Origin of the sequence: Micromonospora inaquosa, assembly GCF_003857055.1 — a bacterium.
Classification (GTDB): domain Bacteria; phylum Actinomycetota; class Actinomycetes; order Mycobacteriales; family Micromonosporaceae; genus Micromonospora; species Micromonospora inaquosa.
In genome coordinates this window covers 1-18,595 of the sequence record NZ_QGSZ01000175.1, presented here as the reverse complement: position 1 = coordinate 18,595, position 18,595 = coordinate 1, and the positions used below count along the sequence as shown (strand labels likewise).

Below are 18,595 nucleotides of genomic sequence, written 5' to 3'. Positions count from 1 at the left end.
CTGGCTGTTCACCGGGCCGGCCTCTCCCGTGCGGGGAGGCCGGCCCGGCCGTCGTTACGGGTCCGGCGGGCGAGGTGTGCGCGCCGACGGGCTCGGGCGGCCCGGGCCGGTCGGACCCGGTGCATCTGTCGCCGGACGGGCGGGTGGATCTCCGCCTCGCCGGCACCGGCCGCCTGGCGCACGATCCGGTTCGCGTCTTCGGGTTCGCAACCGGCCGCCCGGAGCAGATCGCTGGCCGCGGTGCGCAATCCGGTGACGAGGGATTCCCCGAACGAGCTGACCCCGATCGCGGAGGCCCGCCCGGCCAACTCGGCGCACTGCTCGATCAGTTGCCGGGTGCGCTGAGGGTCCTCACCGACCCTGCACTCTGCACGCATCACCGTCACCGCCTGACCCAACTGGCGCATCGCGTCCGACAGTTCCTCCGGAATCGGCTCGTCGTACTGCAAGGCGGTGGTCGACCAGCGGGCCATCGCACGACTGTCCAGCAACAAGCGCTCCAGGTGGGCCGCGCTACGGGCGTACCGGTGGTACTGCTGGCGGCGGTGCCAACGAACCGGAGCGATGGTCACCACCTCCTCGGCCCCGCTCAGCGCATCGTGCAGCCGGCCCAGGTCGTCCTCGGTGCCGCGGAGCCGCTCCAGGACGCCCATGGTCCGGGCCCGGTCGCGCTCGCGCATCGCCTGCCCCAGCTCAGCGAGTTGCTCGCAGACAATCGTGAAGATCGGCGCCGCGGCCCGGTCCAGCACTCGCATCGGGTTGATCGGCAACAACAATGCGACCACCACCAGGCCGACCGCCCCACCGACGAGCGCGTCGAAGATGCGGGGCAACTCCAGGCCACTTTCCATCGGGGCCAGCGTGGCGATCAGCACGGCGGTACCGCCGGCCTGACCGACCAGCGGACCACCCTTCCCGGCCACCAGCAACGCGGCGGCGATGGCCAGCGCGACCACCACGCCGGTCTGCCACGGGCCCGCGCCGAGCAGGAACCGCAGCGTGTCACCGATGACGATGCCCAGGGCCACGCCGGCCAACAGCTCAAAGGTGCGCCGAGCCCGCTGACCGATGGCGGTGGCGATCGTACCGACGGCGGCGGCGGGAGCGAAGACGTGCGATCCGGAGCCCAGCAGGTTCTTGGCGAGCAGGGCGGCGATCGCCGCGGCCAACCCGGCCTGGACGGAGATCACCAGGGTGACCTCCCACTGCCGGGCTCGGATCCGGCTGGCCTGCCCACCACGGTGCCGCACCCGTCGAACCGTCCGTTCGGCGGTCTCATCGAGCCGCCACTGCCGGCGGTCGTCGGGTGGGTGGTCCTCGGCCATGGCGGCGGTTACCCCGGCAACGGCCCGGCAATCTTGGTGGCCGGCGCACCACCGCTCCCGACAGCCCCAACAACACCGTCGAACACATCGTCAACCGTAGGTTTGCCCAGCCCCGTGGGGGTACCTGAGCCGCACACCTCCCACCGACCCGCAACCGGTAAGGGGCCGTGACATGACCAATCCACCGACCGCCGACGACCACGATGCCGTCGACATCCTGGTCTCCGACCATCGTGAGATCGAAGCAGTCCTCGTCGAATTGGCGACCCGGCAGGGCACCCCCGAGCATCGCCGGCACCTCGCCGACGTGGTGATCGCCGAACTTGTCCGCCACTCGGTGGCCGAGGAGGCGTACGTGTATCCGATCGCCCGCAAGGCGCTGCCCGACGGCAACGAGATCGCCGACCGTGAAATCGCGGAGCACGCCGACGCCGAGCGGACCATGCAGGAGTTGGAGTCCACCGACCCGTCCGAGCCACGCTTCGACGAATTGCTCGCCCAGTTGACCAGCATCGTCCGACGCCATGTGGCGGAGGAGGAGAAGGAGCTCTTTCCGCGGCTGCGCGCGGCGACGGCCCGGGAGGAGTTGATCGAGGTGGCCGCCCGGGTGACGGCGATCAAGAAGATCGGGCCGACCCGGCCGCATCCGGGGAGCCCGGACCATCCGCCGGCGAACAGGCTGCTCGCCCCCGGCATCGGTCTGGTCGACCGGCTGCGCGACGCGTTGAGCGGCCGGCCCACCGCGATGGACGAGCTACGCGACAAGCACCAGGGCTGACCCGCGCACCTTCCGGACCGGCACTCCCGGGTCGCCGACGCGGCCCGGGAGGACCATCCGCGAGTCAGCGAACCTGGTCGCCCTCACCGGTGCGCGCCTGGGCCTGGTCCACGCCCTTGTCGATCTGATCGTCGTACTTGCCACCGGTGCGCTTGTCGGCCATCTCGCCCGCCTTCTCCGTGCCCTGGTCGACCTGCTTGTCGTGCTTGTCCGCGAAGTCCTTGGCCTTGCCCATGAAGTCACCCACGACGTTCCTCCTCAGTCCGGTCCGTCCCCTTCGCGTTCCCTCGGCCCGACAGCGCAAACGCCGTCGTTGCGGGTGCGATTCGCGAACACCCAACCGCGTCACTCCGGCCGGCGTACGATCCGCGCGGGTGACAGCCAGCCATTCGGGTGTCGGGGTGCGACCGACCGGGTACCGACCTCGTCGACATCGAGGAGGACCGACATGGCCGCAGAGGAACCCGGATCGACAGGCGGCCCCGGGCCGCGCCAGACCTGGGCGGCGTTGCCCTGGCTGGTCCGAACCGCGGTGTTGTGGAGCGCCTGCCTGGTGGTGATCACCGCCGGGCTCTACCTGCTGGGCCGGATCGCCGTCCTGTTGGCACCGTTGGCCATCGCGCTGGCCGCCACCATCTTCCTCACCGCACTGCTCGATCCGGTCCTGCTTCTGCTGCGCCGGTTGCGCCTGCCGGCGGCGCTGGCCGCGCTCTGCACCGTACTGCTGCTGCTCGGCATCCTGGTCGGGGTTGGCGCACTGGTGTGGAACCTGACCGCCAGCCAGTTCGATCAGCTCAGCCAGGAGCTGACGCAGGGGGTCGAGCGCAGCCGCGACTTCGTGACGTCCACGCTGCCGGTGAGCGAGGCGCAGCTGGACCGGCTGGTCGACCAGGCCCGGCAGGGGCTCGGTGGCAGCTCTCCGGACCCGGTGGCGGGCGCCCGGACCGCCACGGAGGTGTTCGGCTCCGCACTGCTGGCTCTGGTGCTGCTCTTTTTCTTGCTCAAGGATGGCCGGTCGATGTGGCACTGGGTGCTGTCGCGGGTGTCCGGCCCGAACCAACCCGTGCTGGCCGAGGCCGGCCGGGCCGGTTGGCGGACGTTGGGCGCGTACAGCCGGGGCACCATGTTCATCGCCGCGATCGACGCACTGGGCATCGGCTTGGCGCTCGTGGTGCTGCGGGTGCCACTGGCCCTGCCGCTGGCGTTGATCACGTTCCTCGGCGGGTTCGTGCCGATCATCGGGGCGACGGTGGCCGGTGCGGTGGCGGTGCTGGTGGCACTGGCCGCGAACGGTCCCACCACCGCGCTGCTCACCCTCGCGGCGGTGATCGCCGTCCAGCAGATCGAGGGCAACCTGCTGGAGCCGTTGGTCATGAAGCGGCAGGTCCGACTGCATCCGGCGGTGATCCTGGTGGCGGTCACCGCCGGCACGTTGATCGCGGGGATCGCCGGCGCCTTCGTCAGCGTCCCGATCACCGCCGTCCTCTGGCGCGTCATCGACACCGTCCAACAGCGCCGCTCGGCCTCGGCCCTCCTACCCACTGACTGATCAGCGGCTGAGGTGCGTGGTGAACCAGGTGCCGGCCTGGTCGGCGACCTGATCAAGGGTGCCGGGCTCCTCGAACAGATGCGTGGCGCCGGGGATCACCCGCAGCTCGGCAACATCCCCCAACTCGGTCAGCGCCTGCTCGTTGAGCGCGATCACCTCTTCGTCCAGCCCGCCCACCAACAGCAACGTCGGCGTGCGCACCTGGGCCAACGCGTCGTCGGCCAGGTCCGGCCGACCACCTCGGCTGACAACGGCAGCCACCCGATCGGCACGGGACGACGCCGCGACCAGGGCGGCGGCAGCACCCGTACTGGCCCCGAACAGGCCGATCGGCACGTCACCGGCGGGACGCGCCGTGGCGAGCCAGTCAATGATCCCGGCCAGCCGGCTGGCCAGCAACCCGATGTCGAAGCGCAGCTCGGCGGTTCGCGTGTCCACCTCGTCCTCGACGGGGGTGAGCAGATCCGCCAGCACGGTGCCGAGCCCTCGGTCGTTCAGCGTCCGGGCCACCGCCACGTTGCGCGGACTGTGCCGCGAACTGCCGCTGCCGTGCGCGAACAGCACCACACCGGCCGGCTGGCCGGGCAGCCTCAGGTCGGCGGGGAGCTTGGCGTCCCCGATCGGAACTGTCACAGTCTGCTGCTCGTCCATGCCCCACCTCCGGCTGCTCGACAATGATCCGGGTACCCGGCCCGCCGCACGCCACGCACGCCGGCGGCGCCGGTGTCACAGCAGGGCTGTGCGCAGGCCGCCGGGTGGCGCGTTTGCCGGGTGGGGCGTCGGGTACGCGACGAACGACCGCAGACCGTGTCGGCGCAACCGCGCCCCGACGGATCGCGAGGATCGCCATGGCCAAGCAGCAGATTTCCCGGCAGCAGCAGCTGACCGAGCAGGCCCAGCGGGAACAGGACGCGGAGCGCAACCAGGACTTCGGGGAGCAGGATTTCGGAGACCAGGCCGCGTCGGCCCGGCTGCCCGACGACCCGAAGGCGGCGGCCCCCCGGGATGCGATCGGGCGTCCGTCCACCGGCGAGCCGGTCTGACACACCACGACCGGTGAGCCGGTCTGGCTCAGCGGCGCGGGCGGGCGGGGCGGGAACATTCCCGCCCCGCCTGTCACTGTTCGCGCTCGGGCAACCGCAGCAGTGGAGACCGGCCCGGTGGCTGTTCGGGCGGCGGGCCGGACGGCTCGGCCGGCGGCACCGGCACCGTCACCGGCTCGTCGCAGGTCACCCGCAGCAACTGGTCGTGGTGGCGCAGCTCCACCACGTCGTCCGGGCCGCCGTGGCGCAGCGAGTACGTCGTCTGGTGCGGTCGGACATCCACCCGCAGCGACAACCCCCGCCACTGGAGCGAGAACTCCAACCGGCTGAGGCGGCTGGAGAGCCGGGGGGCGAAGGACAGTCCACCGTCGTGGTCCCGCAGACCGCCGAACCCGCCGACCAGGGCGAGCCACGCGCCGGCCAACGACGCCATGTGTACGCCGTCGCGGGTGTTCTCGTTGAGGTCGTGCAGGTCCATCAGCGCGGCCTCACGCAGGTAGGTGTGCGCGAGTTCGGGGTGGCCCACCTCCGCGGCGAGCACCGACTGGGTGCAGGCCGACAACGACGAGTCGCGTACGGTGCGGCGCTCGTAGTAGAGGAAGTTGCGCACCTTCTCCTCGGGGGTGAAGGCGTCCCCCCGCCAGTGCATGGCGAGGACCAGGTCGGCCTGCTTCACCACCTGCTTGCGGTACAACTCGAAGTACGGGTAGTGCAGCAGCAACGGGTACTTCTCCGCCGGTGTGTGCGTGAAGTCCCATTCCTCGAATCGGGTGAAGTTGTCCACCTGCTGGTGGACGCCGAGCTCCTCGTCGTACGGAACGTGCATGGAGGTGCCGGCGTCCCGCCAGCTCGCGGCCTCCTCGTCGGTGACCCCGAGATGGAACGCCTCGTCCCGGTAACGCATGACCACGTCGGCGGCGGTGAGCAGGTTCCGCTGCGCCATCAGATTGGTGTAGACGTTGTCGTTCTTCACGGCGGTGTACTCGTCCGGGCCGGTGACACCATCGATGTGGAACCGCCCGTGCCGGTCGTGGTGGCCGACCGAACGCCACAGCCGGGCGGTCTCCACCAGCAGCTCCAGCCCGATCTCCCGTTCCAGCTGGGTGTCCCCGGTGACCATCACGTAGCGGCGCACGGCGTCGGCGATGTCGGCGGCGATGTGGAAGGCTGCCGTGCCGGCCGGCCAGTATCCGGACGATTCCGGGCCCTCGATGGTCCGCCAGGGGAAGGCGGCGCCCCGCAGGTTGAGCGTCTCGGCCCGCTCCCGCGCCGAGTCCAGCGTGCTGTGCCGCCACTGCAGTGCGCTGCGCACCGCGCTCGGCTGGGTGTACGTGAGCACCGGCAGGACGAACATCTCGGTGTCCCAGAAGGCGTGGCCGTCGTAACCGGGGCCGGTCAGCCCTTTCGCCGAGATCGGCCGCTGCTCGGCGCGCGCGCCGGCCTGCAACACGTGGAAGAGACCGAACCGGACCGCCTGCTGCACCTCCGGGTCACCCTCGACAAGCACGTCGGAGGCGTCCCAGAACTCGTCGAGATAGTTGCGCTGCTCCCGGTGGAGCCCGTCCCACCCGTCGAGCCGGGCGCCGGCCAGTGCCGCGCCGACCTGGTCGCGCAGGGCCGGCAGGGACCGGCGACTCGACCAGCTGTACGTCAGATACTTGATCACCCGCAGCTTCTCGCCGGGCTTGAGCACGCAGGCGATGGTGGTACGCACCCAGTCCTCGTATCCCTCGGACTCAATGGTGGTGTGGTCCGGGCCGTGCACCTCGTGCTCCATGGCGGCAGCGACCCGCAGACCGGAGACCTTGGTGCGGTGGATCAGCTGCCCGCCGTCGGGGGTGGTCAGCTCCTCCTCGGCCTGCAGCGGCGACTCCAGCACCGCCGCGACCCGGGGGTCCTTGCTCTGCGCAGGCAACGACTCGTTGGCCACCAACTCGGACTGCACGATCAGCCGCAGTGGGCCGTCGACGGCCTCCACCTCGTAGCTGATGGCGGCCACGGACCGCTGGGTGAACGAGACGAGGCGGGTGCTGCGGACCTTGACCTCCCGGCCGGCGGGCGAGCGCCAGTGCAGCTCCCGGTGCAGCGTGCCGGCCCGCAGGTCGAGGATCCGCTCGTGGGCGAGCAGCTCTCCGTAGCGCACGTCGAGCGGTTCGTCGTCGACCAACAGCCGGATCAGTTTGCCGTTGGTGACGTTGACGATGGTCTGCCCGGACTCGGGGAAGCCGTAGCCCGCCTCCGCGTACGGCAGTGGCCGCAGCTCGTAGAACGAGTTGAGGTAGGTGCCGGGCAGGCCGTGCGGCTCGCCCTCGTCGAGGTTGCCCCGCAGACCGACGTGCCCGTTGGACAGCGCGAAGACCGACTCCGACTGGGCCAGCACGTCCATGTCCAGCTGGGTCTCCCGGACGTGCCACGGCTCGACCGGGTAGGCGCGCTCACGAATCATGCGGAGCCTCGTCGGGCGGCCAGAGGGTCGGTCGCGGTGCGGGTCGGCGACGGCGGTTCGGCGACGTCGAGCAGGTCGGCGAGGTCCTTCACCACGACGTCGGCGCCGTGGGCGAGCAGCTCGTCGGCCTGCCCCACCCGGTCGACGCCGACCACGTAACCGAAGCCGCCGGCGCGGCCGGCGGCCACCCCGGAGAGCGCGTCCTCGAAGACGGCGGCCTGTGTCGGGTCGACGCCGAGCAGCCTGGCCCCGGCGAGGAACGTGTCGGGGTGTGGTTTGCCGGGCAGCCCCTCGGCGCGGGCCACCAGCCCGTCGACCCGGGCCTGCAGCAGTGACTCAAGTCCGGCGGCGGTGACCACCTCACCCCCGTTCGCGCTCGCGGTGACAACGGCTCGGTGCAGGCCGGCGGCGGCTGCCGCCTTCAGATACCGCACCGAGCCCGGGTAGACCTCGACGCCAGCGCTGCGCAGCTGTTGCAGCAGAAGGACGTTCTTGCGGTTGCCCAGGCCGTTGACGGTCTCGGCTTCGGGCGGGTCGTCCGGCCCGCCTTCGGGTAGCACGATCCCCCGGGAGGCGAGGAACGAGCGGACGCCGTCGGCCCGGGGTCGGCCGTCGACGTAGCGGTTGTAGTCCGAGCCCGGGTCGAATGGTTGGAACGGCTCGCCGGAGGCAGTGGCGCGTTGGCGGAGAAACTCGTCGAACGTCTGCTTCCAGGCGGCGTTGTGTACGCGGGCGGTCTGCGTCAGCACACCGTCCAGATCGAAGAGACAGGCGGTCACGTGAGCAGGTAGGCCCAGCACCCTACGAATCTATCCACCCTGTTGGACCCGCAAACCCGTTTCCGCCTCCCTGCGGCGTTTCAATTCGGTCGCAGCGTCCAGATCACGGTCATCACCGACGTCGGCTTGCCGTCCTCGGTGGCGATCTCCACCGGGACCGGGAACTCTGGACGCCGACCGGCCTCCAGCTCCTCGATCACCTCGGCTGCCGGCCGGCCGAGTCGCGCGGTGGCCAGCACGGGGCCCATGGCGAGTTTCCGGTAGGCGATGTCGGCCCGGACGGCCAACGGCACGGCCCGGTCGAGCAGCTGCCCGAAGGCGGCCAGCACGACCGCGCCGGAGGCCGTCTCACCGAGGGTGAAGATGGCGCCGGCGTGCGGACCGCCGATGTGGTTGTGGTTGGCCGGCGAGTCGGGCAGCCGGACGACTGCCCGCACGCCACCCTCCGCCTCGGGCGCCACCTCGACGAACTCAAGACCGAGGGTACGGGCGAACGGCACCGCTTCCAGCATGCCGGCCACCACCTGGCGGGAGTCGATAGTCATGACCTGACGTTACTAACCGGTAACGAGGCAGGCAACCAACTGCCTTCGCCCGCCGGGCGCACTTCAGAGGTTGGCGATGGTGCGCAGGATCTCCGCGTAGAAGTTGCCGTCGATGCTGCGGAAGAAGGCGAAGTCCTGGCCGGGGTCGCCGAAGAACGGGCGCAGCGTCCAGGCCAGTTGGGTGCCGACGAAACCGAAGAGCAGGATCCAGATGTAGAGCAGGGTCATGCTCGTCGGCCGTTGCGTCGGCTCGGCGCGTGGGACCGGACGACCGTCCCATGGGCGTTGCGGCCCGTAGCCGGGCGGGAACGAGGCACCGGCCGGCTGCCCGGCCCACTGCGTCGGAACCTGCGCCGGAGCTGGGGCGGTGGTCACGGCACCGTTCGACGTCGACTCGGCCACCGCGGCTCCGACCGGCACGGCGACCGGAGCGGTGGCCGGCGTCGCCTCGGCGGGCACCGCTGCCGGCACGGCCTGGACCGGCGCCGGTACGGCCTGGACCGGTGCTGGCACGGCCTGGACCGCTGCCGGTACGGCCTGGACCGGCGCCGGCACGTTGGCGGCCTCCGGCGCGAGCAGGCCGTGATCATTGAGCACCTGCATGCCGCCGGTCAGGAAGCGCAACCCGACCAGCGCCGACAGGGCCAGGATCGCCACGTTGAGCAGCTTGAAGAACCCGTAGTCGTTGGCGGTGATCAGGAAGAAGAGGCTGATCGGCGCGAACGCCACCGCGAGCATCGAGGTGACCGTGATCGCCACCATCACCAGCGCCAACGACTGCCGCACCGAGAGCCGGGCGCCGAAGACCAGGTTGAACAGGTAGAGCGTGGGCAGGCAGATGGCCAGCGTGACCAGGAACAGCAGTGGCAGCTTCAGCGCCGAGGTCAGCGCCATCAGCGGGCTGTGGAAGAAGCCCAGCACCGCGCCGTAGCAGGCCAACGCGATGGCGGAGCTGGTCAGCATCCGCCCGGTCAGGGCGTTGAGGTCACGCTCGGCCACGATCTGCTGCCAGATGCCCTCGCGATCGCGCAGGATGCGCTCGATGACGAGCGGGCTGGGACGGTCACCCGACACGGGTGGACCCCTCTCGGTGGTCTTGCACGGCGGACAGGGTGGGCAGACGGTAGGACATCGGGTGGCGAGCCCGCCACCCCGATCCGGCGCGTCGTCAGCGCCAACCGACGTCGATCCGGTCGCCACGCTCGTCGAAGAAGTGCAGCGCGTCCATCCGCACCGAGACGGCGAGCGGGTGACCGGCACTGACCGCCGGGTACGGCGCCAGCCGCACCGCCAGCTCCGCCGGGCGTCGGTGGTGCCGACCCGGATCGGGGAGCACGCTGGTCTGGACTCCACCGACCGAGGGCTCCACCGGCTCCACCGGCTTGCCGGTGAGCCGCTGCATCACCGAGCCGAACCGGCGCAGACCGCGCTGGCCGACCGGCGGCGGTTCGAGCGGCGCGCCCATCTCGTCGACCATGATCGCGGTCGCGCCGATGTCGAGGAACGCCAACGACTCGTGCCCGTGATGCTCCAGGTAGCGGATCCGCCCGCGCAGCACGTCACCGGGGCTGTCCGGCGAGACCGGGGTGAGCGCCTCGGCCCGCATCCCGACCACGATCCGCTCACCGTGGTAGTGCGCCACGGCCCGACTGCGGATGTCGTTCCAGGGCAGGTAGAGCGACTGGTCACCGAGGTTGAGCGTCACGTACCGGTCGAGGTGGACGTAGACCGACGCCTCCAGCAGGTTCATCCGTGGGCTGCCCAGGAACGCCGCGACGTAGAGCGTCGCCGGTCGGCCGTACACCTGGGTTGGTGTGCCCACGTCCTGGAGCACGCCGCGGCGCATGATGGCCACCCGATCGGCCATGGTGAGCGCCTCAGCCTGGTCGTGCGTGACGTAGACGGTGGTGACGCCCAGCTCACGGGTCAGGCCCGAGATCTCCGCGCGCAGCTCGGCACGGAGGCCGCTGTCCAGGTTGGACAACGGCTCGTCCATCAGGAACAGGCCGGGTCGACGGACGATCGCCCGACCCATCGCCACCCGCTGCCGCTGCCCGCCGGAGAGCTGACCCGGCTTGCGGGCCAGCACATCACCGATGCCCAGCGCGCTCGCCACGTCACTGACCCGCTCGCCCCTCGGCTCGGGCTCGATCCCGGCCAGCCGCAGCGGAAACGCGATGTTGTCGCCAACTGTCATGTGCGGGTAGAGGGCGAAATCCTGGAAGACCATGGCGATCTTGCGGTCGCGTGGGGGGAGATCGTTCGCCAACTCGCCGTCGAGCATCACCGCACCGGTGGTGGGATCCTCCAACCCGGCGATCATGCGCAGCACTGTTGACTTGCCGCACCCGGACGGCCCAAGCAGCACCATGAACTCGCCGTCGTTGACATCGAGATTGATGCTGTCGACGGCAAGCGTGCCATCCCGGAAAACCTTGGTCACATCCTTGAGCGTGACGGTGCTCACCGTCTTCCCCCCCAGCGCGTCGGCCGAACCCCCCAAGACTGTGACCAGCATCATGGATTTAGGACATCGGGTAAACGTCTTATGTTCGATCGATGTCGTCGCTATTACACGACAAAAACCCGATCAGCAGTGCGCGGACCGCTCGCCCGGCTCCCCGAGGAACACCTGACGCACCACCCGCTCCGCCGCCCGCCCGTCGTCCATCGTGCAGAAACGGGCCCGGAAATGCGCACGTGCCTTGGCCGCCGCGTCCGAGCGCACCGCGTCGGTACGGAACAAATCGAGCAGATCGGCGAACGTGGCGGCCACCGCGCCCGGCGGTTCGGCCGTGACGTCGAAGTAGACGCCCCGCGCCAGCCGGTACGCCTCCCAGTCCGGGGTGTAGAGCACTATCGGTCGGTCCAGCACCGCGTAATCGAACATGGCCGACGAATAGTCGGTGAGCAGCACGTCCGCAACCAGATAGAGATCCTCCACCCGCTGATGGCCGCTGACGTCGCGAACCCGCTCCCAGTCCTTCGGCTGGCCGGGACGTCGATCCCGGTCGTGGAAGTAGTGGCTGCGCATCAACAACCGACCCGAACCACCCAGCGCCTGGACGAACCGGTCCGGGTCGAACGGCGGCCGGTAGCCGGGCAGGTGCTCGCGGTGCGTCGGGGCGTACAGGACGACCTGCTCGTCGGGGTCGAGGCCGAACTCCGCGCGGAGTCGGCGCACCTCGTCGGGGCCGGCCGTGACCAGGCGGTCGTTACGCGGGTACCCCACCTCCAGAGTCGTGTACGTGGCCGGGTACGCCCGGTCCCACATCTGGGTGGAGAAGCTGTTGGCGCTGATGCTGTAGTCCCAGCGGTCCACCCGGCGCAGCAACCCGGCGAAGTCCATCCGGCCCGCGCCGATCGGGTAACGCTGCTGATCCAGCCCCATCACCTTGACCGGCGTGCCGTGGTGGGTCTGCACGTGCACCTGCTCCGGTCGCTTGCGGACGAAGTCCGGAAAGTTGACGTTGTTGACCAGCCACCGGGCGCGGGCGAGCACCCGGTAGTACGCAGGCGTGCCGGCCACCACGTACTCCACCCCGGCCGGCACGGCGCCCACCCGGTCCCGGCGCACGACCCACACCCCGCGCACCCCCGGCGCCAACCGGCGGGCGACCTCGTAGATGGCCGCCGGGTTGCAGGAGTAACCCCGATACCAGTACGCCGCGTACACCGCGAGCGTCGAATCGATCGGCCGCCGCAACTCGGCCCGGTAGTACTCGCGCAGCAACCTGTCGCGGGTCAGCCGGGCACCCCGCCGGGCGACCGGGCCGACCTTGCGCCGAGCCGTGCGGGCCCGCCGGCGGGCAGCGTCGCGGGCCCGGCTGGCCGCCCGCAACGCGCTGAAGGTGCGCCACCGGCCGGAGGCGACCAGCTTGTGTTTGATCCCCTCGACCCCGTCCGGCACCGGATAGCCGCCGGGCGGCAGCCAGCGCTCGTAGTCGGCGGTGATCTGCGCGAAGAACGCCTCCCGCAGCTCCGGCGCGATCCGCTGACCGTTGCCCAGCACCGTCAGGTAGTGCCAGATCATCCGTTCGAAGACCGCCGGCCGCAGGGCCTCCGTCGCCGGCCCCCACTCATCCATCAGGTGGAAGACCCGGTGCCACTGCGGAAACACCTCGAAGTGCCGGTCACCCCGGGTCTTGGTGATCGCGCCGGCGCGGCGTTGGCGGTAGTTGACGCAGACCCGATCCAGTACGCCGATCCGCCGAGCCGCCATCAGCACCGGATAGCTGAACGAGACGTCCTCGTACCAGCCGGGCGCGAAACGCAGCCCCAGGTCGACGAGGAACTCCCGACGGACCAACCGGTTCCACGCGGTGTGCAACAGGTGCATCGCCTGCGGCCGGTCCCGCAACCGGAACGTGCCCGAGCCCGGCGACTCCGGAAACACCTCCGCCATCGCGCTACGGGTGGCGGTGTTGTTCCAGTGGGTGCGCACGTGATCGACCAGCAGGACGTCCGGGCGGGTCACCCGCAACCGTTCGGCGACCTCGGTCAGACACTCCGGAGCCAACCAGTCGTCGCCGTCGAGGAACCACACGTACTCGCCGACGGCCCGGTCCAGCCCGATGTTCCGGGCCGGACCGAGGCCGACGTTCTCCGGCAACCGGACCGAGCGGACCCGCTGGTCGCGGGCCGCGTACTCGTCGATGATGTCGCCGCTGGCGTCCGGCGAGCAGTCGTCGACGGCGATCACCTCGATGTCGGTCACCGGCTGACCGAGGATGGAGTCCAGGCATTCCCGCAGGTATCCCTGCACCCGGAAGGCCGGCACCACGAAGCTGATCAGGGTCATCCGGCCGCCCTCCGTCAGCGCGGCGCGGCACCTCCAGCGCCCGCCGGCGCGACGGACGCCCGCGCGCTACGGGCCGGTCGCACGAACCAGGCCAGGACGACGCTCACCACGAAAACCACGAGAAGGTACGCACCGAGTGTAGCCAGTCCGACACCCGCAATACCGGCGATCGCCGCGAGGGCCAACAGCACCGAACGCCCCTCCCAACCCAGCGTCGCCGCGTGCAGCGGCGGTGCCGCCTGCCGCTTCTCCAGCCGAGCGGTCAGGTCGTAGTGGTGCACGGTGAGCACGAAGACGTACCCGAAGATCAGCCAACCGGGCGCCCCGCCGACCACCCCGACCGCGATGGCGAACAGGTACTCGGCGGCCCGCAACGCCGCCGGCACCAGCCAGTCCAACGGACCGTTGTGCGCCGCCCCGGCACCCAGACCGCCGACCAGCAGCACCAGCAAGGCCACCGGCACCGCCCAGCGCAGCCCCTCGGGCGCGTCACCCAGCAACGCCCCGACCAGCAGCACCGCCGGGCCGAGCGCGGCGATCACCGCCAGGGTCAACGGCCCCATCGGGCGGACCACCGGCAACCAGCGGGCCAACGGCCCGTCGTCGCGGTGCAGGGTGGCGTCGACCGTGTCCAGCACCGGCACCCACATCCAGCGGGCCCGCAGCGTCCGCAGCGCCCCGGTGTACGCGAACGCCAGCACACCCCAGACCAGCACGGCGATCAGGCTGACCAGTGGGTTGAACAGCGCCACGGTCAACGCGATAAGCGCCCACCGCTCACCGATCGGGAAGACCACTGTCCGCTTCAACCAGTACGACACCGAACCGGTGTCGGCCTGCACCCGGGTCGACGCCGCGTTGAGCCGGTCACCGATCCCACCGCTGGCGTTCGTCGCCGTACGCGGTCGACGGGCCGCCTCGTCGTGCAGCACCCCGTACCAGGTGTCCGTCATGTGCCGGACGGTCTGCAACGTCATCGCGGCGATCGCGAGCGCCCACCCGTTGCCCAGCCCGGCGTGGCTCACCCCGAAGCCCAGCCCGGCGTAGACCAGGTACTCCTTGGCCCGGTCCGCCATCGTGTCCAGCCAGCCACCCCAGGCACTGAAGTGCCGGGTGTAGCGGGCCAGTTGGCCGTCCACGCAGTCCAGCACGAAGCCGAGGTAGAGCAGCACCGCGCCACCGACCAGCGCGGGTCGCCCACCGACCCCGAACAGAACCGCCGCTCCCAGCGCGAACAGCACCGAGATCACCGTCACCCCGGTCGGGGTGAGCCGGAGCCGAGCCGACAGCCGGACCAGGTACGGCGACCAGGTGCTGACGAAATAGGTGGAGAAGAAGTCGTCCTTCTCCTTCACCGACAACCGCAGCTCGGCACGGTCCTCGTCGACAGCGGTCACCGCAGCCTCGGCAGCGGTCAGCCCGGCCGCGTCCTCGACCCGGTGGGCGACGAGCAGGCGTACCCGCTGGGCGAAGATCAGGGTGCCGAGCGCCGCGAGGCCCGCGAAGAGCCGGTCCACGGCGGACCCGGGGCCACCGGCCGCGACCGACCCCCCGGAGCGGGCCCCGGCGGTTGCCGGCAGCGGTGCCACGTCGCCAGCCGGGCCGATCGGGGCGGCGACGGGGAGCATCCCGGACGCGGCGGCCCGGGCGGCTGCCGCGAGGGTCGGCAGGTCGTCCACGCCAACCCGCAACGCACCGCCGAACACACCGGTGGCGTCCCCGTCGAGAGCCTCCAACGCGCCGGCGTCGACCACCTGGCCGCGCTCCTCCCGAACGGCGGCCCGACCGGGCACCGGCGGGTCGCCGAGCACCAACGCCACAGTGGGCCCCACCGGGCTGGTGGCCAGGTGCCGCAGTACCGCGGTGTGCGCCACCAGGTCCGTGCCGGTGATCAGCACGGGGGCGGTCGCGGTGGCGACCAGGCCGGCCAGCTCGTCGAGGTTCGCCGCGAAGCGCACCTCAGCCGCCCCGGCCGCCCGCAACTGGGCGGCCAGTCGATCGGCCAGCGGCTCACCGGTCGACGTGGTCAGGCCCGCCGCGGGCGCCCCGGCGGCGAGCACGATCGCCAGCGTCACCGCGGGACCGCGGCGTGGTAGGCGTCGAGCGCCTCGGCGATGGTGCCGTCGAGCGTCAACCGGCCCGCGTCGAGGTACAACCCCCGACGGCAGAACCGGGTCAGGTCCTTTTCGTTGTGTGACACCAGCACCAAGGTGCGCCCCTCCCCGAGCAGACGATCAATCGTCGCGTAACACTTCTTACGGAACTCCGCGTCACCGACCGCGGTCACCTCGTCCATCAGCAGGATCGGATGCGGCAGGTGCGAGATGATCGCGAAACCCAGCCGCACCTTCATTCCCGACGAGTAGTGCCGCACCGACGTGTCGATGGCCCGTTCCACCTGTTCACCGGCGAACTCGACGATCTCGTCGAAGTGCCGCTTCAGGTAGTTCGTCGACAGTCCGTGCAGCCCACCGACCAGGTGCAGGTTCTCCCGCCCGGTCAGGTCGTTGGAGAAACCGGCCGACAACTCCAGCAACGGCGCCACCGCGCCGTGCACCCGGATGTCGCCCTCATCCGGAATGAGTACCCCGGCGATCAGCCGCAGCAGGGTGCTCTTGCCGGTGCCGTTGCGCCCGATCACCCCGACGGTCTCGCCCGGCTCGACGGTGAACGACACGTCCCGCAGCGGCCAGAACTGGCCGGGCAGCGCACCACGGGCACCCCGGTGGATGAACAACTCACGCAGCCGCAGTTGACGGCGACGGTTGCGGACGAACCGGATGCCCAGGCCGTCCGCCTCGATGATCGGCGCGGCCACGTCAGAGCTCCTTGAGCACGGCGGGCTCCAACCGGCGGAACGACCACCAACCGGCGGCCAGCACCAGCAGGCTGCCGACGATCGTGGTGACGAGTAGCCGGGCGTCCGGGAACTCGTCCGGGTACCAGATCGCGTGGTGCAGCTGGAAGATCCCGACCAGCGGGTTCAGCTCGTACACCACCTTCAACCAGCCCGGCAGCCCCGATTCCCGGACCAGGCTCAGCGGATAGATGATCGGCGTGGCGTAGAAGAGCACCCGGATGATCAGCCGCATCAACCGTTCCACGTCGCGCATCAGCACGTTCCACGCGGACAGCAGCAAGGCGAGCCCGGTCAGCAGGACGGCCTGCACGGCCACCGCCAGCGGCAGGGACAGCAGCGACCAGCCGGGGTGGATCCGCCCGTGCGCCGCGTAGACCACCGCGATGGCGATCAGGATGGGCAGGCCGGCCGCGTACTCGGCGAACCGGCCGGTGACCCGGCCGATCGGAAAGACCTGACGCGGCACGTTCATCGTGGTGATCAGCCGGGACTGGCCGGTCAACGCGTTCGTCGCCTCGCTCAGCGCCGAACTGGTCCACATCCAGGCGAAGATGCCGGTGATCAGGAAGAGCGGGTACGACCCGGCCGCCTCACCGAGGTGCCGGCCGGTGTCCCGGGAGTAGAGCACCCCGAACACGAACCAGTAGATGGCGCCCATGCCGAGCGGCTCGATCAACGACCAGAAGTAGCCGAGCACCGACTGCTGGTACTTGACCGCCAGATCCCGTCTGACCAGGATGCGCAGCGAGTTGCGGTGCGACCACAACGCCGCGACGCCAGAGGTCACCGCAGCCTCCCGCCTCCTGAAACGGACGACAGGTTAGCAGTCGGTGAACGATTGCCCCGAATCGACCGGACTCAGCACTCGATCACGTTGACGGCCAGACCGCCACGCGCCGTCTCCTTGTATTTGACCTTCATGTCGGCGCCCGTCTCCCGCATGGTCTTGATGACCTTGTCCAGCGACACCTTGTGCACACCGTCGCCGCGCAACGCCAGCCGGGCGGCCGTGATCGCCTTGATGCTAGCCACCGCGTTCCGCTCGATGCAGGGGATCTGCACCAGGCCACCCACCGGGTCACAGGTCAACCCGAGGTTGTGCTCCATCCCGATCTCGGCGGCGTTCTCCACCTGCTCCGGGGTGCCACCGAGCGCCTCGGCCAGCCCCGCCGCCGCCATCGAACACGCCGAACCGACCTCACCCTGGCAGCCCACCTCGGCGCCCGAGATCGAGGCGTTCTCCTTGAACAGCACACCGATCGCCCCCGCCGTCAGCAGGAACCGCAGCACACCCTCGTCATCAGCCCCCGGCACGAACCGGGTGTAGTAGTGCAGCACCGCCGGAATGATCCCGGCCGCCCCGTTGGTCGGCGCGGTGACCACCCGGCCGCCCGCCGCGTTCTCCTCGTTGACCGCCAGCGCGAACAGCGTCACCCAGTCCATCGCGTGCAGCGGGTCCGCCGACCCGGCCTCCGCCTCCAGGCCGCGCCGCAGCTCCGCCGCGCGCCGCCGAACCTTCAACCCCCCAGGGAGTACGCCGTCCCGCTCGCAGCCGCGCTGCACGCACTCCTGCATCACCCGCCAGATCTCCAGCAGACCGGCCCGGATGTCCGCCTCGCTGCGCCACGAACGCTCGTTGGCCAACATCACCTCGCTGATCGACAGACCGGTACGGCTGGTCACGTCGAGGAGCTGCGCCCCGGTCAGGAAGGGATACCGCACCACCGTGCTGTCCGGCTTGATCCGGTCCGCGCCAGCCGCCGCCTCGTCGACCACGAAACCGCCACCGACGGAGTAGTACGTGCGGCTGCGCAGCTCCGCACCGGCCCCGTCGTACGCCACGAAGGTCATCCCGTTCGGGTGGTACGGCAGCGACCGGCGGCGGTGCAGCGTCAGGTCCCGATCCGGGTCGAAGTCGATCTCGTGGGCGTCCAGGATGTTGATCCGCCGCTCGGCCCGGATCCGCTCCACCCGAGGCCCGACCGTGTCCGTGTCGACCGTTTCCGGCGACTCGCCGGCCAACCCGAGCAGCACCGCCCGGTCACTGCCGTGACCATGCCCGGTGGCACCCAGCGAACCGAACAACTCGGCCTGCACCCGCACCGTGTCAGCGAGCAACCCGTCGGCCTTCAGCCCGCCAACGAACGTACGCGCGGCCCGCATCGGCCCCACCGTGTGCGAACTGGACGGCCCGATACCGACACTGAAGAGGTCGAAAACACTGATCATGGCTGCGCTTCCTCGCCGTCGTCCCGGCGTACGGGACCCGGCCGGGTCGTGACCACCGATCTGGCGGCCCCGCTCGTGACCGTCCGGGGTATGGGTGCCGGCCCTCCGGGGTGTGGAAGGCCGATCAGCCAGCCTACCTGCCCAGCTCACCGCCCACCCGGTCCGGGACGTGAACGCCCGACCACCATCTCGCCCGCGCGCACGTTCCGGCGCAGGCGGCAGGCGCGGACGGTTCGGGAG

General features: G+C 70.6%; 16 protein-coding genes. 3 read left to right on the top strand and 13 right to left on the bottom strand.

Features of this window, described 5'->3' with window-relative positions:
- Positions 1-8 precede the first annotated feature (8 nt).
- Positions 9-1,325, bottom strand: coding sequence for an FUSC family protein (locus DLJ59_RS09590; RefSeq protein ID WP_124772149.1), 1,317 nt, complete (start codon positions 1,323-1,325; stop codon positions 9-11).
- A 172-nt stretch (positions 1,326-1,497) separates the two neighbouring features.
- Between DLJ59_RS09590 and DLJ59_RS09585 the strand changes: the two genes are divergently transcribed.
- The gene (locus DLJ59_RS09585; protein WP_124772148.1) at positions 1,498-2,103 is read left to right on the top strand and encodes a hemerythrin domain-containing protein; all 606 of its coding nucleotides are present in this window, start codon (positions 1,498-1,500) and stop codon (positions 2,101-2,103) included.
- Between the two features lie 64 nt (positions 2,104-2,167).
- Here DLJ59_RS09585 and DLJ59_RS09580 read toward each other — a convergent pair whose 3' ends face one another.
- Positions 2,168-2,350 carry an antitoxin gene (locus DLJ59_RS09580; RefSeq protein ID WP_124772147.1) on the bottom strand — a complete coding sequence of 61 codons (183 nt, stop codon included), beginning with the start codon at positions 2,348-2,350 and terminating at the stop codon, positions 2,168-2,170.
- Positions 2,351-2,551: 201 nt separating this feature from the next.
- Between DLJ59_RS09580 and DLJ59_RS09575 the strand changes: the two genes are divergently transcribed.
- Entirely contained in the window at positions 2,552-3,652 is a 1,101-nt protein-coding gene (locus DLJ59_RS09575; protein ID WP_124772146.1) for an AI-2E family transporter, read from the top strand.
- On the opposite strand, the gene DLJ59_RS09570 is transcribed toward DLJ59_RS09575, so the two are convergent.
- A complete protein-coding gene (locus tag DLJ59_RS09570) occupies positions 3,653-4,303 on the bottom strand; it encodes a dienelactone hydrolase family protein (protein ID WP_124772145.1) in 651 nt (216 codons plus the stop codon).
- 197 nt (positions 4,304-4,500) lie between these two features.
- On the opposite strand from DLJ59_RS09570, the gene DLJ59_RS09565 reads away from it, so the two are divergent.
- The gene (locus DLJ59_RS09565; protein ID WP_124772144.1) at positions 4,501-4,695 is read left to right on the top strand and encodes a hypothetical protein; all 195 of its coding nucleotides are present in this window, start codon (positions 4,501-4,503) and stop codon (positions 4,693-4,695) included.
- A 73-nt stretch (positions 4,696-4,768) separates the two neighbouring features.
- Here DLJ59_RS09565 and DLJ59_RS09560 read toward each other — a convergent pair whose 3' ends face one another.
- From DLJ59_RS09560 to DLJ59_RS09515, 10 genes are all read right to left on the bottom strand, one after another.
- Positions 4,769-7,141, bottom strand: a complete 2,373-nt coding sequence (locus DLJ59_RS09560; RefSeq protein WP_124772143.1) for a glycoside hydrolase family 65 protein — start codon at positions 7,139-7,141, stop codon at positions 4,769-4,771.
- Positions 7,138-7,941, bottom strand: a complete 804-nt coding sequence (locus DLJ59_RS09555) for an HAD family hydrolase (protein WP_124772142.1) — start codon at positions 7,939-7,941, stop codon at positions 7,138-7,140. The genes DLJ59_RS09560 and DLJ59_RS09555 overlap by 4 nt, the downstream gene beginning before the upstream one ends.
- A 59-nt stretch (positions 7,942-8,000) precedes the next feature.
- Complete coding sequence (locus tag DLJ59_RS09550) at positions 8,001-8,465, bottom strand: DUF4442 domain-containing protein (protein WP_124772141.1); 465 nt, start codon at positions 8,463-8,465, stop codon at positions 8,001-8,003.
- Between the two features lie 63 nt (positions 8,466-8,528).
- A complete protein-coding gene (locus tag DLJ59_RS09545; protein WP_124772140.1) occupies positions 8,529-9,539 on the bottom strand; it encodes a hypothetical protein in 1,011 nt (336 codons plus the stop codon).
- A 94-nt stretch (positions 9,540-9,633) separates the two neighbouring features.
- The gene (locus DLJ59_RS09540) at positions 9,634-10,932 is read right to left on the bottom strand and encodes an ABC transporter ATP-binding protein (protein ID WP_124772139.1); all 1,299 of its coding nucleotides are present in this window, start codon (positions 10,930-10,932) and stop codon (positions 9,634-9,636) included.
- A gap of 123 nt (positions 10,933-11,055) precedes the next feature.
- Complete coding sequence (locus DLJ59_RS09535) at positions 11,056-13,266, bottom strand: bifunctional glycosyltransferase/CDP-glycerol:glycerophosphate glycerophosphotransferase (RefSeq protein ID WP_124772138.1); 2,211 nt, start codon at positions 13,264-13,266, stop codon at positions 11,056-11,058.
- A 14-nt stretch (positions 13,267-13,280) separates the two neighbouring features.
- Positions 13,281-15,341 (bottom strand): DUF5941 domain-containing protein, encoded by a 2,061-nt coding sequence (locus DLJ59_RS09530; RefSeq protein WP_124772137.1) that lies wholly within the window; start codon positions 15,339-15,341, stop codon positions 13,281-13,283.
- On the bottom strand, positions 15,338-16,084 hold the full coding sequence (locus DLJ59_RS09525; protein ID WP_124772136.1) for an ABC transporter ATP-binding protein: 747 nt from the start codon (positions 16,082-16,084) through the stop codon (positions 15,338-15,340). Before DLJ59_RS09525 ends, DLJ59_RS09530 begins: the two co-directional genes overlap by 4 nt.
- A gap of 1 nt (position 16,085) precedes the next feature.
- Entirely contained in the window at positions 16,086-16,913 is an 828-nt protein-coding gene (locus DLJ59_RS09520; protein WP_124772135.1) for an ABC transporter permease, read from the bottom strand.
- 71 nt (positions 16,914-16,984) lie between these two features.
- Positions 16,985-18,355, bottom strand: a complete 1,371-nt coding sequence (locus tag DLJ59_RS09515; RefSeq protein ID WP_124772134.1) for an L-serine ammonia-lyase — start codon at positions 18,353-18,355, stop codon at positions 16,985-16,987.
- Between the last annotated feature and the right edge of the window lie 240 nt (positions 18,356-18,595).

Coding starts and splice junctions, on each gene's coding strand:
- DLJ59_RS09590 (WP_124772149.1), bottom strand. CDS start 1,325: ATGGCCGAGGACCACCCACCCGACGACCGCCGGCAGTGGCGGCTCGAT.
- DLJ59_RS09585 (WP_124772148.1), top strand. CDS start 1,498: ATGACCAATCCACCGACCGCCGACGACCACGATGCCGTCGACATCCTG.
- DLJ59_RS09575 (WP_124772146.1), top strand. CDS start 2,552: ATGGCCGCAGAGGAACCCGGATCGACAGGCGGCCCCGGGCCGCGCCAG.
- DLJ59_RS09570 (WP_124772145.1), bottom strand. CDS start 4,303: ATGGACGAGCAGCAGACTGTGACAGTTCCGATCGGGGACGCCAAGCTC.
- DLJ59_RS09565 (WP_124772144.1), top strand. CDS start 4,501: ATGGCCAAGCAGCAGATTTCCCGGCAGCAGCAGCTGACCGAGCAGGCC.
- DLJ59_RS09560 (WP_124772143.1), bottom strand. CDS start 7,141: ATGATTCGTGAGCGCGCCTACCCGGTCGAGCCGTGGCACGTCCGGGAG.
- DLJ59_RS09550 (WP_124772141.1), bottom strand. CDS start 8,465: ATGACTATCGACTCCCGCCAGGTGGTGGCCGGCATGCTGGAAGCGGTG.
- DLJ59_RS09535 (WP_124772138.1), bottom strand. CDS start 13,266: ATGACCCTGATCAGCTTCGTGGTGCCGGCCTTCCGGGTGCAGGGATAC.
- DLJ59_RS09515 (WP_124772134.1), bottom strand. CDS start 18,355: ATGATCAGTGTTTTCGACCTCTTCAGTGTCGGTATCGGGCCGTCCAGT.